Origin of the sequence: Photorhabdus hindustanensis, assembly GCF_002968995.1 — a bacterium.
In the GTDB taxonomy this organism is placed as follows: domain Bacteria; phylum Pseudomonadota; class Gammaproteobacteria; order Enterobacterales; family Enterobacteriaceae; genus Photorhabdus; species Photorhabdus akhurstii.
Map to the genome: position 1 here is coordinate 1 of NZ_PUWT01000083.1, position 23,272 is coordinate 23,272.

The window sequence follows — 23,272 nt, forward strand, 5'->3', positions numbered from 1 at the left end:
CTAACATGATGAAGAATCACCACCTTGCCCGCGCTATCGGGGATGCGGGCTGGCATGGCTTCGTCAAGAAACTGGAATACAAAGCCGCCGCGGCGGGCGTTCATCTGGTCAAACTGGATCAGTGGTTTGCCAGTTCGAAAACCTGCCATTGCTGCGGTCACAAAGTGCCGGAAATGCCGCTGCGTAAGCGGATCTGGCCATGCCCTTTCTGTCGAGTCGAACATGACCGCGATATCAATGCGGCGATCAACATCCAGCGCAAGGGCATAACAGAATTACAGGCGGCGGGACTCGTCGTTTCTGCCCACGGAGGCCAGCGTAAATCCGTCATAAAGACGGTGGCGGCCTGAGAAGTGGGAAGCCTCGCCGTTTTTTACGGTGGGGAGCAGTCACCTGACTATTATTGCGTAAAGAAAACGATGTAGCGTGGATACGTTTAGGTAATGTTGTTGAAGTTTTATACGTTGCTTCAAGCCTATTTTAAGAAAAACAACAAATTTTGTCGCTAAAACGACATTCCTGCATAAAGTGTTTTAACATTTGGTTGTTAAATACGTACAATCTCGTCCCTGAATGTGTTCTCTACAGAATAGGCTTAGTTTGTCACTGATCCCATTTTATACATCGCGGAGTCGTCTGCCAGCTTGGCTCGGTATATTCGCGATACTAATGTTGTTCATTGCGCCAGTGATTTCTAGGTCACTGGAACATGCGCGCATTGGGGAGGCTCATTCATCGAAAGTGGTCGATTGCCATGTGGTGATGTCATCTGACGATGATATGCCTCGAAATATGTCTCATTCTGACGTTTCTTCCGTATCACATGCTACTAAGTCATATAGCACTAACCATCATGATGGCATGCAGATGGGTATGCACGGTGGTGGTATGTCGATGTTGGAGGATATTGCCTGTGGATACTGCGTATTTCTGATCCATATACCTATGCTGGATTTGGCGAATATACCGCTATTTTGGTCAACTTCGCTGACTTCACGGCCACCACCGATTCAAACTGTAGCTTCCTTTCTGCCACATTTCATCTTTTCTGATTCATTGCCTCGCGCTCCGCCTGAACAGATCTCATCTCATTAATTTAAACATAATGAAATGTCTTGTCCTGCTCATTGTTGAGTCAGGAAAAGTCTGTTCATACCAAAAATAATTTGGTTGGATTCTATAACGTATTCCGCTTTTGATAGAAATATCACTTTGGAAGGTGGATTTACATTTAAGGCAAGATGATGATATTCGAAAAAAATATTTCTTATAAAAAAAATACGCTGTCCCGTTGTATTAATTCGGCAATGCCACTTTTTCTGTTAGCTGCTTTTAATGGTTATGCAACTGAAACTTCACCTGATTCACGCGACCATGTGCACGGTTTAAAAACTAATGATGGTGATGTGATTACGGTAACAGCCCCTTTGCATTCTCCTTTGTCAATTGTCACCTCGCCAAAAACGCCTCGTCAGCCGGTTCCGGCAAGTGACGGCTCTGATTATTTGAAAACCATACCCGGATTTTCTCAAATCCGTAATGGTGGCACCAATGGTGACCCGGTATTTCGCGGAATGTTTGGTTCGAGGATTAAACTTCTGACTGATGGCGCAGAAATGCTAGGGGCTTGTCCCGGCAGAATGGATGCCCCTTCATCCTATATTTCACCGGAAAATTATGATTTGCTGACGCTCGTTAAAGGACCCCAAACCGTATTATGGGGACCCGGTGCTTCCGCTGGGACCGTAAGGTTTGAACGTGAACATCCGCGATTTGATGAGCCGGGAGCAAAAATCAATGCCAGTGGACTGACGGGTTCAAATGACCGTTGGGATGGCAATGTTGATGCGAGTATCGGCAGTGAATTGGGATATTTGCGTTTAATGGCAAATAAATCCCGTGCAAATGACTACAAAGATGGTGGTGGGTATCGTGTTCCTTCACGTTGGGATAAATGGAATAGTGATCTTGCGTTAGGGTGGACGCCGGATAAAGATACATTGCTTGAATTGACCGCCGGGAAAGGTGATGGCGAGGCCCGTTATGCTGGACGTAGCATGGATGGTTCGCAATTCAAACGTGAAAGTCTCGGTTTACGTTTTGAGAAATCTCACCTCAGTGAGGTGCTTGATAAGGTTGAAGCCCAAGTTTATTACAACTATACCAACCATATTATGGACAATATCACGCTGCGTTCCCCGAATAGTCCTATGTCAATGGGTATGCTTTCTTCAGGTTGTAAACATGGATGTGGTATGCACATGAATATGAACCACGGTATGTCTATGCAACTGGATCGTCGCGTTGTGGGAGGGCGAGTCATGGGCACTTGGCTATGGCAAGACTTCAAATTGGAAAGTGGTGCAGATACGCAAACCAATACCCACCGTAATAAATCGGGTAGCTCATGGCAAAAGGATGCTCAATTCTATAATTATGGCCTGTTTGGCGAGCTAACTTGGTATGCCACAGAACAGAGCGAATTAATAACCGGCGCCCGTCTTGATCACAGCCGAGTGAAGAAATTCGCCGCTAATAGTGAAAAAGAGCGTAATGATACTTTGCCAAGTGGTTTTATGCGTTTAGAGCATACTTTGGCTGATATGCCAATGATGTTTTATGCCGGTATTGGTTACACCGAACGTTTCCCTGACTATTGGGAACTGTTTTCGCCTAAATATGGTCCGGCGGGGAGTGCCAGTGCTTTTGATGGGGTAAAAAGCGAGAAAACCACCCAGCTTGATATTGGTGCTCAATATACCGGGGAACGTTTTAATGGTTGGGTATCCGCTTATATAGGGCGTGTAAATGATTTCATCTTATTTAGATATAGCCCGACAAACGCCCGTATTAGCCAGGCTGATAACGTTAATGCCAATATTATGGGAGGGGAAATGGGCTTTGGTTATCAATTGACAGATCATTGGAAAACGGACGCCAGCCTTGCCTATGCTTGGGGAGAAAACAGGACGGATAACAAGCCGATGCCTCAGATCCCGCCTCTGGAAGCCCGCTTCGGATTGACCTATGAGCGTGGTGATTGGAGCAGTACCGGCTTGTGGCGATTGGTTAGCAGCCAGCATCGGATTGCCGAAGGGCAGGGAAATGTTGTCGGTAAAGATTTTCAAGAGAGTTCAGGTTTCGGCGTACTTTCTGCAAATGCTGCCTATAAGGTTAACAAAAATATAAAAGTGAGCGCGGGTATCGACAATATTTTGGATAAAGAATACAGCGAACACCTCAACCTTGCCGGTAATAGCACCTTTGGTTATTCAGCGAATAGCTCAGTGAATGAACCCGGCCGGACAGTGTGGGCGAAATTAGATATAAAATTTTAATAAAAAAATGGCGTCCAATTATTGGGCGCCAATTATTTGCTTTCCTTTTTCCTGATCGATGATTATTTCTTATTACCGATATACGGATAAACTTTTACATAATCCACATCGAATATTGCGGTTGTTGTATTTATCGGGCCATAACCTTGAGCTGGATAATTGCGCGGTACTTCGGAGCTTAAAATAATATATTGGTTGGCGATTGAAATTGGAACTTGATCTAGCCCCGACAGATTTTGAGGAATATCATCAACATAAAATGTGTAACCTTTTGGTGTCCATGCTACAGCAAATTTATGGAACTTACCGTCAGCAAGTTTACTGGTAGACGATCTCTTTGACCACTGCTTATGAGCGCTGCTATAACCATTCCAGTGAATAGCGTGATTATATTGATCCTGTGTCGCTTCGGCTAAATGTTCAAATACATCAATTTCGACGCCTGATTTTTCTGGATTGGTTAAATCTTTACCCATTGTCGGTGACTGGACCCAAAATGCGACTTGATTACCTTCCGCGCGCTTAAATCTGACAGCGGCTTCCCAATAGCCATATGCTTGTAGGAAACTTTTTTGGGTTGAAATCATGCCGCAATAATTCTGTAGCTTGCCAGAAGAGCTATCGGAATAGGTTTTTATGGTTAAATGACCATTTCGCACGATAACCGCTGATTGAGTATTAATACAATTTTTTCTGACGCCTAGGCCACGATAATCCCATTTTTGGGTATTAAGCGTTGTGCCATCGAAATTATCTTCAAATGACGGTGTAGGGCTGAATTCATTGGGGATTTGCGCTAGAGCATATCCACTGAACAATGTGCTTAATAACAACGTATAGGCTAACTGAGTTTTCATCTATTTTCCTTGTATATTTGACGTGAATAACTGTTATTTATCCGAGAGCTATTATTGATTTCCCCTTTTTGTCACGGAAATATGAGTTACTTTATCGAATATTTGCGACGAAGTTACCGATTTAATTTATTACCCCTATGCTTTTCGTTTTAGTCATTCAATATGGTGTTAATATTGATTAATAAAAATGAAAGGTAATTAAAGTCGACAACATGGATTAGGAAAAAATAATTGAGATAGGTAGAAAAAAAACAGTGAGGATCGATGAATAAGACCCCGTTCGTGAGAACGGGGTATATACCCGTCATCTTTCAAGTTGCCTCTTTGTTGGCTGCACTCACTCACCCCGGTCACATAGTTTTCTATGCTCCCGGGGATTCGCTCCCTTGCCGTCGCGATGCATCTTGAAATCCATAGGGTATATGACAACTTTAAATTATTTCGATGCATCCAGAGCTTGGGCAAGATCGGCAATAATATCGTCGATATGTTCAATGCCGATAGATAAGCGAATCATATCCTGTGATATACCAGCTTTAATTAACTCCTCATCATTTAATTGGCTATGGGTTGTTGACGCCGGATGACAGGCGAGTGATTTAGCGTCGCCAATATTAACCAGCCGCACAATCAATTTTAGTGCGTCAATAAATCGCGCGCCGGATTGTTGCCCGCCTTTAATACCAAAAGAGAGGAGCGCTGATGGCTTCCCATTGACATACTGTTGAGCCAGTTCATGTTCCGGGTGGTTTGGCAACCCGGCATATTTCACCCAACTAACTTGAGGATGATCTTGCAGATAATGAGCGACTTTCAGCGCATTTTCAGTATGACGTTCCATTCTTAATGCCAGTGTTTCCAATCCTTGCAAAATAAGGAAAGCATTAAAAGGCGACAATGCAGCGCCCATATTACGTAGCGGTACCACACGGCAATGCCCGATAAATGCCGCTTTACCGAATTGCTCGGTATAAATGACGTTATGATAGGAGGGATCTGGGGTAGTCAATACAGCAAACCGTTGCTTATATTTTTTCCAAGGGAAATTGCCGGAATCCACAATGATGCCGCCAATAGAATTACCATGCCCTCCCATATATTTGGTTAAAGAGTGAATAACGATATCTGCGCCATACTCGAAGGGGCGACAAAGTACAGGGGTGGCGACGGTATTATCAACAATTAAAGGAACGCCATGACGATGAGCGACTTCGGCAAATTTTTTCAGATCAACAATATTACCGGCCGGGTTGCTAATAGATTCACAAAATACCGCCTTGGTACGATCATCAATCAGTGACTCCAGTGCTGCAATATCATCGTGTTCAGCAAACCGTGTCTCAATCCCGAATCGAGGCAATGTATGAGCTAGCAGGTTATGAGTGCCGCCATATAACTTAGCGACAGATATAATGTTATCTCCAACGCTGGCAATGGATTGAATCGCACAGGTGACAGCCGCCATGCCAGATGCAACCGCTAAAGCAGCGATTCCTCCTTCAAGTAGAGCAACCCGTTTTTCTAATACATCATTAGTCGGGTTCATAATGCGGGAATAGATGTTGCCCTCAACCTTTAAATCAAATAGGTCGGCGCCGTGTTGGGTATCGTCAAACGCGTAGGATGTCGTTTGATAGATAGGAACGGCAACGGCTTTGGTTGTTGGATCAGGGGAATATCCGCCGTGGATAGCAAGAGTTTCTGGTTTCATTTTCGATCTCTTTTTTTACGGTAAGATGACATATATCTTTCATTAATAGGTGTAAGCGGCTTTTGTTAAAACCATAGCCTGGCTTACTATTGTTCATAAGGAATTGCTAAAAATTGCTCACAAAAAACTTGATTTATATCTCTTTTTGATTGATGAACTACTAGAATAGATATCTGTATAGACATGATATTTCCGTTAATTATTTATTAATTAAAGAAATGATTTGAAAAAGTTACTAATTATCTACTTTAGCTATGTTAGTATCTTCATTTTTTAATAATGTGGATGTTATCACAAAATACTTTAATAGTTTCAGCCAAGTAACATTAACTATTAAAATAGAAAATTGAAACAAAATACTTAAATAAATATTCAATCTTTTATAAAGATCACAAAATTTTCTGTGAAATAGTTAGTTTTCGTTAGATTGCTTTAATTTATTTATTCGTTGTTGCCTGAGAGAAAATAGAAGGTATACTCGTAATTCTAATTTTTTCAGACTTTTTTAAATGATTTTGGTCGTAATTTATTGTTAGTATGATCAATTATTGGAACTAACCAATAAATTAATGGGATTCTTATGGCTAAGTTTTCAAACCGGCGGGAGTTAAAACAACTTTTATTTTTCTCTTTCCCTATCATTGTTAGTCAGATAGCGCGTACAGCAATGAGTTTTGTTGATATTGTGATGTCTGGTCACTATGCTACGGCTGATTTAGCAGCAGTAACATTAGGAAGTAGTATTTGGTTTCCTATATTTGTATTAGGATATGGGACGATTATCATGTTGGCGGCAGATGTCGCAAAGCAAAAAGCGCAACATGATGACGAAGGGATTAAAGACAGTCTTAAAAATTACTTGTTTCTGGCGGTGATACTTTCGATACCAATAATTCTTTTATTGATGTTAGTGAGCTGGCTACTTTCGTTCATCGGTATTGATGAGCATATTTTAGAAATTACACAGGGCTATGTTATCGCTTTGGCGTGTGGTGTTCCTAGTGTTATGATATTTAATGTGTTTCGTTCATTTCTACAAGGATTGGAAGACACAAAAATCGCCATGTATTTGTCTGCGGGTTCCTTATTATTGAATATACCATTAAATTACATATTTATTTATGGAAAACTGGGTTTGCCAGAAATGGGAGGCATTGGCGCGGGTATTACAACCGCAATTATTAATAATATAATTGCTGTATGCCTGGTTATCTATTTCTTGCTAAAGAAAGAATATCGTCGATATAGGCCAGATTTTAGCTTGCCGAAATATCATGCTTTGGTTAGGACTTTTTATATTGGTATGCCAAGTGGATTGGCTCTTTTTGTTGAAATGGTTTTTCTAGATGTGATTGCGATAACCGCTGCTCCTTTAGGTGCTCAAGTCATAGCTGCGCATAATATTATGCTCAATATTACCTCTATCATCTATACCATAACTGGGGGGATTGCAGCCGCTGTGACTGTAAAAGTCGGCTCCTATATTGGGAAGAGGAGATAGAACAGCATTAACAGGGACTATAAAGATCTCAATTGCTTTAATTTTATCTATTTCCGTAGTTATTGGCGTTTTAATCTACTATTTCGCCGGTTCATTTATTTCACTCTATACTAACGACAACGGCGTCATAATAATTGCGCTTAACATAATCTTCCTATTATGCCTGTTCCAATTCTTTGACTCTTGTCAGGCGGCTTTATCCGGTATTTTACGGGGCTTTCATGATACCCGATCAGTATTTTACGCGCCGTTATTCGGTTATTGGCTAGTTGGTTTGCCATTAGGGTTTGTTTTGGCTTTGACAGACTGGGTAACCGAGAGTATGGGAATTATAGGGTTTTGGTATGGATTGGTTTTGGGCCTTTTTTGTGAATGCTATTTTGCTGTTTGCCATATTAAAGGTTAGACAGAGAGGAATGATTTCTCAGGTGATTGCGTATTAACCTAATAACTATCATGTTCACATAAATTCCCTGTCGAGAGATAGGGAAATTTTCTTGATTTATTTAAATAACTTAATTCAATTCTTTAATCTTAGAGTTAGAAGAGTATCAATATTGTCATTTGATCATTTGTTTTGTAAAAAATTATAGTTAATGAAAATTTACTCTCTAAGACTGTGGTTATTTAAATTTTCATCAATGAAAGGTAATGTTTAGTCAGAATTTAAGTCATGTTAGTAATGTTTTTATTTTAGTGAATTTAGTAAATGATAGATTAGTGATTATTCTCGGAATGAATATACTTATATCTGGCGTAATAATTTTCCCTATTTAAATCATTTGGATGTAATATATATTTTTGATTTTTATTTCTCATTGTTAAATAATTCTTAATTAATGTGAAATAGCTAATTTTGTATAAAATAGTTTCTATTTAAACAGTAACACTGTAATTAATTTACAATTGAAATAATTTCCCATTCATATATCTATTTGTATCGATTTTTTTACGCTCATTATTGGTGATTCACCTAATATTATATCCATCATTATATTAAGGTTATAGTGAATATTTATTTAATAATTAAATAGTTATCTGTATTAATTGCCATTCTATACAAATAGATACAATTGTTTTATGATAATGATTATCATTTCATTTTTTATTAAAAGTACGTTAATATGCGCGCCAGTCTTCGGACGGTACTAAAACTATGTAATAAGCAATACTCTAACATTTAATTAGTTAACATAAGGAATATGCTATGAACAAAGTTAAAGTGTTAATTGCAGTATTAGGTACATGTGGATTAGTAACACAAGTTATGGCTGATCCAGGTTTTGGGCAAACTCAAGATTTTAATGAGCAGAAACAAAGTATTCGAGTAGGTGTGACTGATCCACGTGGTGGAGGTCATCCGACTCCGGGTGGAGAACCGGGAATAGGGGTTCAGTCTATTGCGGGCGGTAAGATTACTAGCTTCTCAAATCTTGTAAGTTATGCCGCAGCGGATGCAAATGGAATTCACAAAATTTCTATGCCTGGATCGGGTAGCCACAGTGGGATGGGGGTGTTCAATTTCAGTAAAGTGGCGAATGCTGATGTCTATTTTGGTGAATGGTCACAAACCGGCAATATAGATGATACTACCCATACCGCCTATTATTCCGGTAAAGATGTAACAACTAATTTACCTACCGGTGGCATAGCGACTTATACAGTTAAGGGAATTAACCAATATAGTGGTAGTAATGCCCTACATGGGACATTTACTGCTGATTTCGGTCAGAAAAGGCTTACTGGTTCAATAGCGAATAGTGCATTGACCGTTAATATTAATTCCAGAATTAGAACAGATGGTTCATTTTCGGGTAGGGCAACTGCTGGAAATGTTGTCGGTACAAACAGCGGCCATTTCTTTGGTGATAACGCAGCTATTTTAGCAGGAACGGCTACGTTTGCTTCGGATCATAGCAAAGATACCGCCTTTGGCGGAACCAAGAACCCATAGTATGAGTTTGTATTGATTGAATAAGGCAAAGTTCATATGGGCTTTGTCTTATTTTGTTTATTTATCGGCTCGATTATGAAGCAGTGATATTCCGATGTTAAATATACCCATTATCCGTTTTTCAATATTAATCAATTGTTTGTTTATTTATCCCTCTTTGGTTCTGGCAGATGAAGATACCGGTAGAAGATTGTGGCATAACGTACAACGAAATTTACAGGATCAAGAAAAAGCGCTGGTCACGGATGAAACCGTGGATAAAAAAACGGATCATTTATCGATAGTACTTAATGGTCAAACGTTCAGTGTTGAGAATAATGTAAATGATATCGGCCAGGCGCTCTATTTAGCCATTAATCATCAACAAGTGAAGGATGTCGAGCGCTTTTTGTTGATATACCAGAAGTTACCTGGACATGATACCCAATTGGTCCATTTTGCTCAGGCAAATCTGGAGCGTTCTCAGGGTGATTTGGTAGCAGCAGAACAACATTATCAGGCCATCTTGCAGCAACAACCTGATTTTACCCGGGCTAAGTTAGAGTTAGCCAGGGTCTATTATGAGAATCAAAAAAATAGAGAAGCTAGCTTACTATTTAATGAGATTTCAGCGGTTAGTCGCGATAATGAAAATAAATTACCACCAGCAGTCATTAAGAATATAACTAATTATCAGGAGGCGATTAATTTGCGCAATTCTTGGCGTGGATCTTTTTCTGTGGGATATATTTTTAACGATAATACGAATATGTCGCCAGATAAGCCCCCTGCCTGCACTGAATATTATAAAGGTGTTGGTTGTATAACTGAACGCAAGTTGCCTATGGCAAAGAAGGCAAATGGTATTAGTTATGATGCTACGTTACGTAAGATATATCCGGTAAATGGTCACCACGGTGTTTTTTTACGCTCGATGACTTATGGAGAAAGTTATCGTCATCATAGTGAGGAGAATGAAAATACCACTTCTGCTTATTTGGGTTATAGCTATAAAGCGCAAAGAGATGATTTCCTAATGGGGCCAGTTGTTGAATTTAATTATGTTGGTAATCATTCCCGTTATCGTACTACGGGAATAAAATCAGAATGGATAAATATTCTATCTAAAAATCTGGTATTGAATTTGGAAGGTGAATATAAGCAGTTTCGTTACCATAAACTTTATAATCATAATGACGGTAATATGACTTCTGTTTATGCTACCGTATCTTATTATTTAACTGATCACACCATTACCTTTGCGGGTGGTGATTGGGTTAATAAAACCAGTGTTGAAAAAGCGGATGATTATCAGCAAAGAGGTGTGCGGGCAGGCATTTCCACTCAATTATATCCGGGAATTAATGCAGTAGTATTTACTGCATTACGCCAGCGGCAATTTGGTGATTACAGTGTACCTCTAAATGCACGTCGTAAAGATAATGAACAATTCTATGCGGCAATTGTGAGTATGCCTAAATTTGAAGTTTTCGGTTTAACCCCGGTAATCACATATAGATTTAGAAAAAATAGTAGTAATGTTGATTGGCTCTATTCCTATAATAAGAATGAAGTGTTAGTCAAGTTTGAAAAGTATTTTTGATACTGGTTGAAGTAACAAGTTATTTCAATCCACACTATGGCAGATAATGATTATGTATAAATTAAATAATAAATATAGCAAAATAACATTCATGCTGGCATTGGCCTACAGTATGATGCCTTATCGTTCTGATGCAGAAACATTAATAACTTCGGCTCAATCATCTAAACAGCCCGCTGAAAATAAGGCTGACCTCGGTAAAATTAACGTTTCAGCGACCAGTGAAAAAGATGAAGCAGGTTATGATGCGGTTTATGATAAAGATATTACTAATATTTACTTGGGTAAGGATTTGGTAGAACGCTATAAGGGTGCTTCACCGGCGGATGTTTTAAAAAGCGCAGTCGGCGTATTTAGTGGTGATTCGAGAAACAGTGGCGCATTAGATCCTAATATTCGTGGCATCCAAGGGCAGGGACGGGTTCCTGTTACCATTGATGGTACTGAGCAGGCAATTACCACCTGGCGTGGTTATAACGGTGCGAACAATCGTAACTATATTGACCCTAACCTGATCAGTAGTATTGAAATAGAAAAGGGTCCATCATTGACTCGTGGAGTAAAAGGTTCGATCGGTGGGGCGGTAATGATCAAAACTCTGGGGATCGATGATGTGGTACCAATAGATGAGCGATTTGGTATTAACTTGAAATTGGAAACCAGCAGTAATGCCGTTAAGGAACGAGTGCCGCACTTGGAATTGGGACAAGATTATCGAGATATTCCCGGTTTTAATCAGGGGTTTAATTATGTTGATCCCGCGTTAGAAATTACCCCCAAAACTTCAAAAGATAATAAATTATTGGGTCTGAAAGATAATGCGATACGTTTAGCGATAGGTGCCCGACAGGAGTATTTTGATTTAATGGCAGCTTATAGTTATCGCAGTAAAGGAAACTATTTTGCCGGTAAGGGCGGTGCTCATCGCTATAATGATCCCATCAGTAAAAAGGATATAGAGATCCTTGATGGTGGTACCCGGTCATATGATCCTTATCTGCCTTTTGTCGCACGTATATATCGCCCTGGAAATGAGGTACCTAATACTTCCAGTGAAATGGAATCCTGGTTGCTTAAAAATAACTGGTACTTGGCTAATCAACAGACGATTGGGTTTGGTATTCGCGATACTAAAACGATTTACGGGGAGATTATGCCTTCGCGTCTGGGGTGGGTTCGGGCTGAAAATAATGTTGTACCACAGTGGCCGCTGGCAAATGTACATCAGCAGGCATTTAATCTGGATTATAAGTGGAAACCTGACGGGAACAAATGGGTTGATTTTGATATGAAGTTTTGGATTACCCGTACTATCAGCGATACCAATACTGCCGGGGGATATCCACGTGAACCGCGAGAGCGGGATGAAGCTTGGGATGTGGGTAGTCAGGAAAGAAATCCGAATAAAGATGGTCGTCTGGTCGATACTGCTTCTACAAATGCTCATAATAATCGTTGGGGTGTTGATCTCTCTAATGCTTTCGAATTGACTTCAAATTTAGATTTAACCTTGTCAGCCAGCCTGCAACGGGAACGTTTAGGTTCCCATGATGATTATGAAGGGAAGAATTTTTCTAGTTTTCGGTCGCCACCAAGAAAAGGGCGCCGTCAGGAAAATAATATTGCCTTTAATTTTGACTGGCGTCCTACTCCGTGGCTGGCATTAAGTGCCGGTGCTAGACGGATAAGCTATTGGTCTAAAGATGATTTTTTAAATGAACGTTTAGCTGCCCGTGATATTGGTTATAGTAAGGATAAAAAGCTGGTTGGCCAAGGGTTACGATATTTGAGAACACTTACTGACCGGGAAGCTGAACTGTATAAAAAGTTTGATGAATGTTTTGAGTGTCTAACCGATGATGAGTTTGACGAATATAACGAAAAGAATTTCACGACATCAAAAGAACGAGATTCAATTCTTCGCCCTATGGCTCCGGTAGAGGTGCTTTGGAAATATCGTGACGATGGTAAGTTATATAAACAAGATAATCCCTATTTTAATGGGAAACTTGATATGAATGAGCGCGTTATTGATCCTGTGACGAATAAAGAAGTGTATAAATATGAATACAGTGCTGCTCAACAGAATAGCCGTTATATTGATGACTCTGGAGAAATATTGAGTACTGGTGATAGTGGAATTTATAAAGCAAAAAGTGAACAGGAACGTTGGTCTAAACAACCTAAACGTAAGGCTCATGCTTGGGCGCCGGTATTTTCCGCAACGGCCTATGTGAGTGATAATGCACGTATTTATACCCGTTATGCCGAAGCGGTACGTATGCCGAGTATTTTTGAGGATACTGTTGGTTTCTCTTCCGGTTTAACTGATAAACCTACACGTGCTTTTAAACCTGAACGTAGTAAAACTGTTGAGGTAGGTTATGTGCATGATTTAAGTCAGTTATTGGGCGCGGAGCGTAATGCGGACATTAAATTCGCTTATTACAATACCATCATTGAGCATGTTTTTGATCGTGATAGTAATTTTGTATTTACTCAGCTAGATAAACAGAAATTATCCGGTTTAGAAGTACAAGGACGTTATGATAACGGTAGTTTCTTTACCCATTTTGGCCTATCTTATAATCTTAAGAATAAAGTTTGTGATAAAACCTCATCGCTGATGTTAGATCCAAGAAACCAGTTTGGTGTTCCTGAATGTATTGATGGCGGTTTTCCCGGTGGTTTTTTAAGGACAACTATTCCACCTCGTTATTCTCTTAATCTGAATATCGGTGGCCGGTTATTAGATGAAAATTTAGAAATCGGTAGCAGAATATTATACCACAGCAGTGTGGAGAATAAGGATGAAAAATGGTTAATGAAAAAAATGCCCGGCGTTTATAAAGGAATAAATAATAATCCAATGCGCTGGAATTCAGTAATGACTGTAGATGCTTATATTAATTATCAGGTTACGCCAGATGTGGTTGTCGAATTATCCGGCACTAACTTAACCGATCGTTATTATCTGGACCCATTAACGCGTTCCATGATGCCGGCGCCCGGACGGACGTTTAAGCTTAGTGTCACCAGTCGGTTCTGACTCTTTAAGGGGGATTCGCCGGTTGCCGTTAAGAGTGCTGGCAATCTCCACAGATAACGAACGGAAAGATGGCTTGAAGTTATGATAAAAAATCGTTTTTATATTGGCTTGTTTGCTTCCTTACTGTTACACGTGGGTATTGTTGGGCTTATGGCGCGGCATTTACTGCGTGATGACAGTGCGAATAATCAATCAGTGAATTCGCCAATAATCAGTATGTCAATAGAAATGGTTGCTTCGGCAGCACCGGCCGGACAGGAACAACCTGTAGAACCGGAACCTATTCCGCCCCCGTTACCGCCAGAGATAGTGGTAGCGGAATCACCACATGAGGCAAAAATAGTACTCAATAAGCCAGCGGACAAGCCACGGAAGCAGGAACGCCCGAAGCCGCCGCCAGAAAAACGTACGGATGCTAAACCGAAGAGCAAGCCTCAGCCACAGAAAGAACCGGTAGAAGATCCTCAACCAAAACTGGCAGAGCGTGGGCGTAAACAGGAAGCAGAGCAAAATCAGCCAGAGCAAACGGAAGGCAGCGCTCAATTAGCGGGGAGAGATGCTGCGGATTCACAAGCTGGTGCCCGTCAAGCGACAACCAGTCAACCTATGACTGGTGTGGGAGCTGATGAGTTACAAAGCTATCAGGCAGCCTTGCGTCGTGAAATTGAGAAACATAAACGTTATCCGCGTCGGGCTAAGAAGATGAAGCAGCAAGGGATAGTTCAGGTCAGGTTTAGCTTGCTGGATAGCGGCGATTTGACAAATCACCAATTAGTGCAGAGTTCAGGCGCTGATGAATTAGACCGCGCTGCCCTTGCGGCTATCCAACAAGCTCGGTCGGTGGGGCTGAAACCGGCCGGTTTGCCAAGGGAGCTGACTTTAGCAATAGAGTTTAATTTGAAATAAATATAGGTTTGGGCAGCGAAGAGATTGTCGCTGCCTCGATAATAGTAACGTTATGTGGGGAAAGTGTGAGTTAGGTGGCTTCGGCGTTCGGCCGTTCAATTCGCATATGTAATAACGGAAATGGATTACCTTGACCGTCAATTTCTGAGCGGTTGAAAACTTCAAACCCCAAGTGCTGATAGAAACCCACTCCTTGAGTATTTTGTTCATTAACATCAAGTTCATTGATGCCTAATTCGCTAATAGCAAAATTCAGCAACGCTTTGCCGATGCCTTTACCTCGGGAATCCGGGGATATGAATAGCATTTCAACTCGATGCTGATCAACACTAATAAAACCCTCAATTTCGTGTTTGTCATTTATCGCTTTATAAACAGTCAGCGCTGGTAAATAAGTATGCAGAATTAATGGGCGCAATTCATTAATCTGTTCGCCAGATAAAAAGTCATGTGTTGCTCGTACCGAGGCTTCCCAGATTTCGATCAGCTTATTGAAATCGGCCTTTATTGCTTGCTGAATTCTCATATTCATTCTTCTTAATATTTTACTTTGCTAAACCGATGATGAATTAACACTATCACGTTTATTGTGATGGATCGATTCAGATATTAATTAGATTTAGCCATTATTCTTATCAGAATCTTCTTCTGTCTGTTTTGTGATCTATTTCATGAAACAAAGGAGAGAATTCAATCTATTTGGTCTAATATTACTTATTATAGATAGTTGAATTTTAACCGATTTGATTAATTGAACAATCAAGCAGCACTAAACTTTAAAATCTAAAAAAACAATGCGAGATTCTCTCTGTTACTAACTATAATGAGGTATTGGTTAATCAAAAAAGGAATTGTGTCATATCTCATTAACGTAGTTTCTATTTGGATTGATTATTTCAGTTGAACGGCTAGTTCAATGATAAATATAAAATAACTTCTTGAGGATCGTATTAATGAAAAGGGCATTTATATTTACACCAGGCATGTTAGCACTTTCGATAAGTGCAATTTCGAATGCACACACTTATGACCATCTATATGTTTTTGGTGATAGTTTGAGTGATGGTAGAAAAGGTCATCGATACATGATAAATGGTAAAACCAATGAGTTGTATAACGATCTTATTGCTCAACATTTAGGGACTAAACTGATGCCTTTCGATGAAGGTGGGACTAATTACGCCGTGGGTGGATCGACTGCTGTTCCTGATTTGAACAAAGATAACAATACTCAAAATCAAGTAGATAATTATTTGGCAAGCCACGGTGGTCGTGCTGATCCTAATGGCATGTATGTTCACTGGATTGGCGGTAATGATCTTAAAGCTGTCATGTTAGGAGGCGATCCGAAAATTGTTGGAAATAGCGCGATGAACGCCTCGGCACAGGTGTATAAACTTCTTGATGCGGGAGCTGGGATCGTTATTGTACCCACTGTTCCCGATCTCGGTAAAACACCAATGATTATGAAAGCCGTTGTTTCTCAAGGACTCGATATGCTCCCGATTTCTCTCACTCCTGACCAGATTAAGGAATTAAAGGATATGATTCGTGCGGGCACTAATAAACATCCAACGATAAATGAAGATGTTCGCTCTCAAGTTATCCAAGGTGTTTTTAAAGAGCTTGCGGATAGGGCTTCAAAAGGGGATGCTAAAAAAGCGGAAGAATATAAGCGACTATTACTTAATAAGTATAACGAAACAAGCAACAAAGCCTCAGGATTGGTTGACAAGTACAATGAATTAGAAGATATCGCACTTAGCAAGAAGGGCGGCAATATTGTTCGGGTTGATGTTAATGCACTTTTGCATGAAGTTATTGATAATCCTTTACGCTACGGTTTTTCCAATACCTTAGGCTATGCTTGTGTTCGGGATAAGGAGGCTAATTCTTGTAGTTCTGATGATCCCGGTTTTGATGCCAGTAAATCCTTTTTGTTCTCTGATGATTTTCATCCGACTCCAGCCGCACAGCGTATGATTGGTGAGCAGACTATTTCAATCCTTAATGCTCCACATCAGGTTATGTCACTGACGAATACCAACAATGTGCCGGTAAAGGGGGCGCTTGCCTCTCTTGACAACCGTTTGCAACAGTTACGCAGCGTGGGTAACGAGCAGGGTAAAATAGGCGTATTCGGTGGTTATAGTGGTAATCACAACAGTACACTGACACTGGGTAGTGACTATCAACTCACGGATAATATTCTGTTAGGGGGAATGATCTCGCGTTATCAGGATAAGCGCTCAGTTAATCATTTCCGCGCTGATGGTCGTGGTTATGTATTCACCACTTATGGCTTATGGCGTTATTACGATAAGGGTTGGATTAGCGGCGATCTTCACTATTTGGACATGAAATATGAGGATATTACGCGAGGTATCGTGCTCAATGAGTGGCTGCGCAAGGAGCATGCTTCGACTACTGGTCATCAGTGGGGAGGACGCATTACTGCGGGTTGGGATATTCCGCTGACACCTGAGGTGATGACCAGCCCGATTATCCAATACGCTTGGGATAAGAGTTATGTTAAAGGTTACCGTGAATCAGGTAATAGCAGTACGGCCATGCATTTCGGTGATCAACGTTACGATTCTCAGGTCGGAACATTAGGCTGGCGTCTGGACACTAATTTTAGTCGTTTTAACCCCTATGCTGAGGTTCGGTTTAACCACCAGTTCGGCGATAGGCGCTATCAGATTAGTAGTGCCATTAACTCAACTAAGACATCTTTCGTTAGTAAAAGCCAAAAGCAGGACACCAACTGGCGTGAATATGTTATCGGTATGAATGCTGCTATTACAAAAGATTGGGGAACTTTTGCGTCAATATCCCGCAATGATGGTGATGTTCAGAATCACACTTATGCTTTCAGCTTAGGTGTTAACGCCAGTTTCTAATTTCTGGTTAAAAGATACAAGTTGATAAAACAGTAGCTTCCTGTTTATCGCAATAGTGTGGCTATTGTCGTAGTAATGCCCGACAAGGTGCTCGGGCATTTTTCATGACTAATAGGTATGACCACTTTATAACTTAGATTGTTTGTAAATATCTGGTCGAACAAGTTGCCAAACAAAGTTTTCTTCGTTTACCGGGGAATAACCCATTTTTTCATATAGCCACGGCGCCATAGAAGTGACCAGCATAATATGACGAAGTTGTGCTATTTGGGGATGTTCCAGGCAACATGTCATTAGCCAACGTCCTAATCCCAATCCGCGATAATCATCCAAAACAAAAACATCAATAAGATAACCAAAGGTTGTGAAGTCAGTCACGATACGAGCAAATCCTATTTGCTGAGTATTTTTATACAGACCAAAGTTCAAGCTATTTTCGATCGACAACTTAACCGTCTCCTTGTCGATTCCTTCTGCCCAAATCGATTTCGTCAGAAACCGCTGTATGATCGTAATATCTAATTTATTCTTATCTGTAGAGACAACATATCCATCCTTTTCCCAACGATGCAATTTTTCCATTCTGGCTTCCTCTGAAATAAAATGATAATAATTGGTTATGATATCTCTGCGCTTGAATGCGTTGTTGAGACGTTTGTAATGGGAAGAATACAGCGATTTGAATGAATAACGCCATAGGGCCGTATGTTGTCTCATCAAGTTTTCGGCTATATAGACAGGCCCTACTGTACAGAACAGACATCCATTTCTTCAAATTTTCTTGACATTAGACAGACTTAATTTTGTCTTCCGGTATATACCATCGGAGAGAATTCTTAATGGGAGATGGAGTTACCATAACTAATCCTTTGTTAGCCAGTTTCAATAACAGATAACGCGCTTTGTAGATGGTGAAATCGCATTGCTCTGCTACATCACGCGTGCTAGGCCATGATTCTGGTGGGGGAGCCGCTTGCATTTTCCGAATAGTACATAATTCGGATATGACATTGAGCACTTGATCCGTCTGGGAAGGTTGAGTCGAATCTTTCCGGTTTTCCATATTAACTCCAGGCTTTATTGAACCCAGTTGGATATCTTGAGCAATTCGGATAATCCAACGGTTAATTTCAACACATGAGGGCAATCTGAATGTTCTATTCAGACATAAAGAATTGCCGGGTATATCCTGTTTTGTCAAGGTTGGTTTTTGTACGATGCAGATCGATTATATCGAAAAATTGAAATTTAAGATCTTTTAATTTGAAAAACAAACTGCATAAAGTATTTTATACTTATATAGATATAATTTGCGACACTATAGATCGCAAATGATCGTATTGAAATGTTATCTAAGTATTTTGTTGTGAAATTATTTGAATTTGTATTTTTTGTTTTTATTAATTGAATTATTCTGTAATACTTGAAAGGTCGATAAGGTCATTATTCATATGTAAATATTTTTTATGATTTATTCCTTGCGTCAAATTTTTTCTAATCGTCATAAGATTGATAATAAAATTATTTATTTAAAACATGTTGTTATTTTATGCTGATGTTAATCGTTATTAGATAATCGTAATAATTGGAAATGAAACTGAATAAAATTATAATAGCGACCATATTAATATTGGGTATTGTGTCTATTATAAATAAATCCGATCGAAGTTATATCACAGTGACCTTTAATGGCGCTATTATTGCTGTGCCTTATTTTACTGATCAGGATCTTCTTGGTAAGACTATCAACCCGGGGGGAGTTTCCAACGTGATATTGAAAAAGGCGAGGGCTTCAACTCACAATAATCTTGAGAACCGTTTGGTAAATTGCAGATTACAGCCAGTAGTTCATCAGTTATTATCCCGGGCAACATTGAAAATATTGCTGGCTTTACCTTGGGTGATTAACAAGACTGATAAATCTCCGAAATTGTGTCAGCGGAAGAAACTTCATATATTCAGATTAATGATAAATTTTACTTTTTAATGGCTATTTCTTGATTATGGGACAGATGAAATCTGATTATTTTCAATAAAATTTTTATGCTTAAGTTATCCCTACTATATAATTCTTATTTCATTATATCTCCCAATATTGAATTATTTATTGATAAAAATAATTGATTTATCTGATATTACATTGTGTTTTTCTCGTGCAATAATATTGATATTTTCAATAAATTAATTTTTTTGTATAAATAAGTAATATGTTTGTTAGATCAATATCAGGAGATATTAATGGAGAAAGATTCTTATAATACATCACTTGTAAATAAAATTAAACATTAATAAGGTGACTTTATTGTTGATTTATGTTAACAATTATAGAAATAAGGTTTCTATTTTAATGTTAATTTTTCCTTGTTAATTGTTATCGAAGAATGAATATAGGCTTTAACCGTTTAATAACGTTGTAAATATCTGCTTTCCTTTAGCATTGATTGTTATCTGTTCTGTTAAAATAGTGATTTTGGTTTTGTATTTTCTAACGAAAAAAGCATGAAAAATAACAAAAACGTGAACAAACATGGCAAAACATCGTTTTTCGGACAACATTTTTTTGAGCTGTATATGGATCATGTGGAGCATTGCTCTGGGATTCTATCTGGCTGGTAATCTTTTGGGCTGTGCAGTGACAGCGATTCTCTCTTTTTTGGCGCTAATATTTTGCTTTATTCACATGAGGTCGAGATTAAAAACTATGTTTGGAAAAAAATCAGAGGCAGCGGCTGTTGAACCCATGTCTCAATTTGTTGATGATAAAAAGAACACCAGTGCGGAAGCTCGCCGTTGTACTATTGTTGCTAAAAGCTCGGTATTTAAGGGTGATATTGATGTAGAAGGTGATATACAGATCTGGGGCAAAGTGATTGGCAATATCCGAGTGAAAGAGGGTGCGATCCGTATTATGCACGCTGGACGGGTTGAAGGTGAACTTAGTGCGCCGGAAATCATTATTGATGGTAATGTTGAAGGGACTTGTTGTGCAGCGACGTTGGATATTCTTGAACATGGCGAGCTGCGTGGGATCAGTCGTTGCAGCAGTATGTCTATCAAGCGTGGAGGCTTGTTTTTTGGACAATCGGAACAGGTTGAAAACAAAACTGCGTCTGAACGTGTTGTACCGATGATAAAAGATACCAATAATGATAAATCTAAAGATAAGGCCACGGTAAAAACAAGTGCCTGATAAAACAGGCCCGTGTGATATCTGATTTAGATCCTGCCGGCACGGGCCTTTCCTTTTAGTTTCTAACGAGTTGTTCTATACCCAATGGGTTTCAAGATGGATCGCGACGGCAAGGGAGCGAATCCCCGGGAGCATAGATAACTGTGTGACCGGGGTGAGAGAGTGCCGCCAACAAAGAGGCAACTTGAAAGGTGACGGGTATATTTCCTCTTTAGTTTTGTTTACTATAACAATCTACCTATTTAACTGTTTTAATTACTCTGATTAAAGTATGTGGTTTGTCGCATGGTAGGTATCCTGTTTGTTAATTAATATTGGGAAGAGAAGAATATGACTGTGGTGTTGGAAACAGATAGATTAATCATGCGTGCATGGAGAGAAGAAGACAGATTACCATTTTGCCATTTGAATAATAACGCAGAAGTCATGGAATATTTTCCTGCCACTTTGACGGCTGAACAGAGTAATACGATGGTGGATACGATTATCCAGAGATTTGAGCAACAGGGAGGTTGGGGATTATGGGCTGTGGAGCTGAAAGAAACCGGGGATTTTATTGGTTTTGTCGGTTTGAATATTCCTGTGGCGGAATTACCATTTTCACCTTGTGTCGAAATTGGATGGCGTCTTGATAAGCCATTTTGGGGTAAAGGTTATGCCAGTGAAGCCGCATATAAAGCTTTGGATTTTGCCTTCACCCAATTAAAATTTGAGGAAATAGTTGCATTTACGGCAATTTCTAATTTGCGATCTCAAAAAGTTATGGAGCGGCTTGGTATGGTGAAAGATGAAAATACTTTTTTACATCCTTTATTACCGGATGGACACCCACTTCATGAACATGTGCTTTACCGGATTCGTCAATAATAGCGCGATTCTCTTTTCTGGTTTTCGTTACTTTGATGTTTTATACTATCGTTGCATAGATTGTATCTTGGAAATTCAAATGAAATATGAATTAGCTGTTATGGCGGCATTGACGAAACTAAATCATCCTAATACGCGTTCAATTGTAGAAGCGACAGGGATATCTGAACGTAAGGTACAACAGGTCTTGCAAATATTGCAACAAGACTTAGAAGTAAAAATTAATCGTATTAGGGATGGGAAGGTCAGTTATTTTGAAGTTATTTCTTGGGGGATATTTGAAAGCGGTCAGGCGATTAACTGTAAATTGAGCGATTTGGATTTAGCTAAATTTAAATACTCCCGTCAGCAAGAGAAAGGTATTCGAAACCAAAAGAATAGAAAAACAATAATGACAACTTATAATGAAAAAAAACATTATTTTGACAGTGTAAAATTAAAAAATTATAGAGAGAGCATGCGTCTTGAAGGGATAAATATTGTTATGAATAGTTTGCCTGAAACACCGAAAGAGCAAAAAAATCTTAAAGATAAACTCATTAGAAAGTATAGTTTACAATGAGGTAATTATGGTAGATAAATATGGCGCAGGGCAAGATCCTTACACATATCCGGGTATTGACACACTTATTAATAAATTAGGCATTCGTGATTCTGTTGTGCTTGAACAGGCAGAAAGGGAACTTACTGAACTTGCTATATTGAATATCTCGTTCAAGGAACCACCTTACGATTTGCTCTTTTGGCGTCGACTCCATAAACAGATATTTTCTGATTTATATGATTGGGCTGGTCAGCTAAGGATAATTGATATATCTAAAGGGGATACCCGTTTCTGTCATGCTAAATGTATTGAGATGGAAGGGAATAGGATATTTAATATGTTAGAGAATGAAAATTATCTTGTGGGATTAAACTATAAAGAACTTATTAAAAAACTTGCTGAATATTATGCGGAATTAAATGTAATTCATCCTTTTAGGGAGGGAAATGGGAGAACACAGCGGCTGTTATTTGAATATATTGTTATAAACTGTGGATATAAAATCTCTTTTGAATCTATAAATGTTAAGCAATGGATTGACGCTAATATTTCTGCTTATCAATGTAACTATCAGCCATTAATAAGAATTTTCGCAGATTGTGTTTCTATTTGATATTTTTGGCTATTTTATTGATTATTTATGGGTATGGCTTTAAGAAGTAATAAGCTTAAATAGGCAGAAAAATAGCTTTAATTATGGACTTATGTTAGTTGCTATTAGATTATATCTTATAATGAAATTTTCTCATCTAAAATAGTTCCCTATAGATAATTTTATATTTTATTCGATTTAATAATTGTGCAAATCACTTAATTTGGATTAGATTTATTTAGTGTGCTGGATGATTAGAATAATTGAACTGTGTAAAG

Annotated in this window: 19 protein-coding genes; 14 read left to right on the plus strand and 5 right to left on the minus strand. The window is 39.2% G+C overall.

Features of this window, described 5'->3' with window-relative positions; genetic code table 11:
• The 3 genes from C6H66_RS22885 to C6H66_RS22895 form a co-directional block, all read left to right on the plus strand.
• Nucleotides 1-350, plus strand: a 350-nt coding sequence (locus C6H66_RS22885) for an RNA-guided endonuclease InsQ/TnpB family protein (RefSeq protein ID WP_248000788.1), incomplete at its 5' end; no start/stop codon positions are given.
• Nucleotides 351-573: 223 nt separating this feature from the next.
• Nucleotides 574-1,095, plus strand: a complete 522-nt coding sequence (locus tag C6H66_RS22890) for a DUF2946 domain-containing protein (RefSeq protein WP_282183130.1) — start codon at nt 574-576, stop codon at nt 1,093-1,095.
• 149 nt (nt 1,096-1,244) lie between these two features.
• Nucleotides 1,245-3,338, plus strand: coding sequence for a TonB-dependent copper receptor (locus tag C6H66_RS22895; protein WP_248000790.1), 2,094 nt, complete (start codon nt 1,245-1,247; stop codon nt 3,336-3,338).
• Between the two features lie 62 nt (nt 3,339-3,400).
• On the opposite strand, the gene C6H66_RS22900 is transcribed toward C6H66_RS22895, so the two are convergent.
• Together C6H66_RS22900 and C6H66_RS22905 are read right to left on the minus strand one after the other, a co-directional pair.
• The gene (locus C6H66_RS22900; protein ID WP_105396821.1) at nt 3,401-4,195 is read right to left on the minus strand and encodes a glycoside hydrolase family 16 protein; all 795 of its coding nucleotides are present in this window, start codon (nt 4,193-4,195) and stop codon (nt 3,401-3,403) included.
• A 436-nt stretch (nt 4,196-4,631) separates the two neighbouring features.
• On the minus strand, nt 4,632-5,906 hold the full coding sequence (locus C6H66_RS22905; RefSeq protein WP_105396822.1) for a bifunctional O-acetylhomoserine aminocarboxypropyltransferase/cysteine synthase: 1,275 nt from the start codon (nt 5,904-5,906) through the stop codon (nt 4,632-4,634).
• 580 nt (nt 5,907-6,486) lie between these two features.
• Here C6H66_RS22905 and C6H66_RS27345 point away from each other — a divergent pair.
• From C6H66_RS27345 to C6H66_RS22930, 6 genes are all read left to right on the plus strand, one after another.
• Nucleotides 6,487-7,407, plus strand: a complete 921-nt coding sequence (locus C6H66_RS27345; protein ID WP_282183131.1) for an MATE family efflux transporter — start codon at nt 6,487-6,489, stop codon at nt 7,405-7,407.
• Nucleotides 7,391-7,813, plus strand: a complete 423-nt coding sequence (locus C6H66_RS27350) for an MATE family efflux transporter (RefSeq protein WP_282183132.1) — start codon at nt 7,391-7,393, stop codon at nt 7,811-7,813. The genes C6H66_RS27345 and C6H66_RS27350 overlap by 17 nt, the downstream gene beginning before the upstream one ends.
• Before the next feature lie 801 nt (nt 7,814-8,614).
• On the plus strand, nt 8,615-9,361 hold the full coding sequence (locus C6H66_RS22915; RefSeq protein ID WP_105396823.1) for a Slam-dependent surface lipoprotein: 747 nt from the start codon (nt 8,615-8,617) through the stop codon (nt 9,359-9,361).
• 94 nt (nt 9,362-9,455) lie between these two features.
• Complete coding sequence (locus C6H66_RS22920; RefSeq protein WP_105396824.1) at nt 9,456-10,943, plus strand: surface lipoprotein assembly modifier; 1,488 nt, start codon at nt 9,456-9,458, stop codon at nt 10,941-10,943.
• Nucleotides 10,944-10,995: 52 nt separating this feature from the next.
• Nucleotides 10,996-13,992: a TonB-dependent receptor domain-containing protein gene (locus C6H66_RS22925; protein ID WP_181150276.1), complete on the plus strand. Its 2,997-nt coding sequence runs from the start codon at nt 10,996-10,998 to the stop codon at nt 13,990-13,992.
• A gap of 81 nt (nt 13,993-14,073) precedes the next feature.
• Nucleotides 14,074-14,898 carry an energy transducer TonB gene (locus C6H66_RS22930; protein WP_105396825.1) on the plus strand — a complete coding sequence of 275 codons (825 nt, stop codon included), beginning with the start codon at nt 14,074-14,076 and terminating at the stop codon, nt 14,896-14,898.
• Between the two features lie 70 nt (nt 14,899-14,968).
• Here the strand turns inward: C6H66_RS22930 and C6H66_RS22935 are convergent, their stop codons facing one another.
• Nucleotides 14,969-15,424: an acetyltransferase gene (locus C6H66_RS22935; RefSeq protein WP_105396826.1), complete on the minus strand. Its 456-nt coding sequence runs from the start codon at nt 15,422-15,424 to the stop codon at nt 14,969-14,971.
• Nucleotides 15,425-15,851: 427 nt separating this feature from the next.
• On the opposite strand from C6H66_RS22935, the gene C6H66_RS22940 reads away from it, so the two are divergent.
• A complete protein-coding gene (locus C6H66_RS22940) occupies nt 15,852-17,801 on the plus strand; it encodes an autotransporter outer membrane beta-barrel domain-containing protein (RefSeq protein WP_105396827.1) in 1,950 nt (649 codons plus the stop codon).
• A 126-nt stretch (nt 17,802-17,927) separates the two neighbouring features.
• On the opposite strand, the gene C6H66_RS22945 is transcribed toward C6H66_RS22940, so the two are convergent.
• Entirely contained in the window at nt 17,928-18,383 is a 456-nt protein-coding gene (locus tag C6H66_RS22945) for a GNAT family N-acetyltransferase (RefSeq protein WP_105396828.1), read from the minus strand.
• A gap of 205 nt (nt 18,384-18,588) precedes the next feature.
• Nucleotides 18,589-18,864, minus strand: coding sequence for a FaeA/PapI family transcriptional regulator (locus C6H66_RS22950; protein ID WP_036810589.1), 276 nt, complete (start codon nt 18,862-18,864; stop codon nt 18,589-18,591).
• A gap of 1,638 nt (nt 18,865-20,502) precedes the next feature.
• Between C6H66_RS22950 and C6H66_RS22960 the strand changes: the two genes are divergently transcribed.
• The 4 genes from C6H66_RS22960 (at nt 20,503) to C6H66_RS22975 (ending at nt 23,015) form a co-directional block, all read left to right on the plus strand.
• Nucleotides 20,503-20,991 (plus strand): bactofilin family protein, encoded by a 489-nt coding sequence (locus tag C6H66_RS22960; protein ID WP_248000791.1) that lies wholly within the window; start codon nt 20,503-20,505, stop codon nt 20,989-20,991.
• A 330-nt stretch (nt 20,992-21,321) separates the two neighbouring features.
• Nucleotides 21,322-21,858 carry a GNAT family N-acetyltransferase gene (locus tag C6H66_RS22965; RefSeq protein WP_105396830.1) on the plus strand — a complete coding sequence of 179 codons (537 nt, stop codon included), beginning with the start codon at nt 21,322-21,324 and terminating at the stop codon, nt 21,856-21,858.
• A gap of 79 nt (nt 21,859-21,937) precedes the next feature.
• On the plus strand, nt 21,938-22,420 hold the full coding sequence (locus tag C6H66_RS22970; protein ID WP_046397825.1) for a YhfG family protein: 483 nt from the start codon (nt 21,938-21,940) through the stop codon (nt 22,418-22,420).
• Between the two features lie 7 nt (nt 22,421-22,427).
• Nucleotides 22,428-23,015 carry a putative adenosine monophosphate-protein transferase Fic gene (locus C6H66_RS22975; protein ID WP_105396831.1) on the plus strand — a complete coding sequence of 196 codons (588 nt, stop codon included), beginning with the start codon at nt 22,428-22,430 and terminating at the stop codon, nt 23,013-23,015.
• Nucleotides 23,016-23,272: the final 257 nt, after the last annotated feature.

Excerpts from the sequence above, each read along its gene's own strand:
- C6H66_RS22890 (WP_282183130.1), top strand. The coding sequence starts at position 574 with ATGTGTTCTCTACAGAATAGGCTTAGTTTGTCACTGATCCCATTTTAT.
- C6H66_RS22895 (WP_248000790.1), top strand. The coding sequence starts at position 1,245 with ATGATATTCGAAAAAAATATTTCTTATAAAAAAAATACGCTGTCCCGT.
- C6H66_RS22900 (WP_105396821.1), bottom strand. The coding sequence starts at position 4,195 with ATGAAAACTCAGTTAGCCTATACGTTGTTATTAAGCACATTGTTCAGT.
- C6H66_RS22905 (WP_105396822.1), bottom strand. The coding sequence starts at position 5,906 with ATGAAACCAGAAACTCTTGCTATCCACGGCGGATATTCCCCTGATCCA.
- C6H66_RS27345 (WP_282183131.1), top strand. The coding sequence starts at position 6,487 with ATGGCTAAGTTTTCAAACCGGCGGGAGTTAAAACAACTTTTATTTTTC.
- C6H66_RS22915 (WP_105396823.1), top strand. The coding sequence starts at position 8,615 with ATGAACAAAGTTAAAGTGTTAATTGCAGTATTAGGTACATGTGGATTA.
- C6H66_RS22920 (WP_105396824.1), top strand. The coding sequence starts at position 9,456 with ATGTTAAATATACCCATTATCCGTTTTTCAATATTAATCAATTGTTTG.
- C6H66_RS22925 (WP_181150276.1), top strand. The coding sequence starts at position 10,996 with ATGTATAAATTAAATAATAAATATAGCAAAATAACATTCATGCTGGCA.
- C6H66_RS22930 (WP_105396825.1), top strand. The coding sequence starts at position 14,074 with ATGATAAAAAATCGTTTTTATATTGGCTTGTTTGCTTCCTTACTGTTA.
- C6H66_RS22935 (WP_105396826.1), bottom strand. The coding sequence starts at position 15,424 with ATGAGAATTCAGCAAGCAATAAAGGCCGATTTCAATAAGCTGATCGAA.
- C6H66_RS22940 (WP_105396827.1), top strand. The coding sequence starts at position 15,852 with ATGAAAAGGGCATTTATATTTACACCAGGCATGTTAGCACTTTCGATA.
- C6H66_RS22945 (WP_105396828.1), bottom strand. The coding sequence starts at position 18,383 with ATGGAAAAATTGCATCGTTGGGAAAAGGATGGATATGTTGTCTCTACA.
- C6H66_RS22950 (WP_036810589.1), bottom strand. The coding sequence starts at position 18,864 with ATGGAAAACCGGAAAGATTCGACTCAACCTTCCCAGACGGATCAAGTG.
- C6H66_RS22960 (WP_248000791.1), top strand. The coding sequence starts at position 20,503 with ATGTTTGGAAAAAAATCAGAGGCAGCGGCTGTTGAACCCATGTCTCAA.
- C6H66_RS22965 (WP_105396830.1), top strand. The coding sequence starts at position 21,322 with ATGACTGTGGTGTTGGAAACAGATAGATTAATCATGCGTGCATGGAGA.
- C6H66_RS22970 (WP_046397825.1), top strand. The coding sequence starts at position 21,938 with ATGAAATATGAATTAGCTGTTATGGCGGCATTGACGAAACTAAATCAT.
- C6H66_RS22975 (WP_105396831.1), top strand. The coding sequence starts at position 22,428 with ATGGTAGATAAATATGGCGCAGGGCAAGATCCTTACACATATCCGGGT.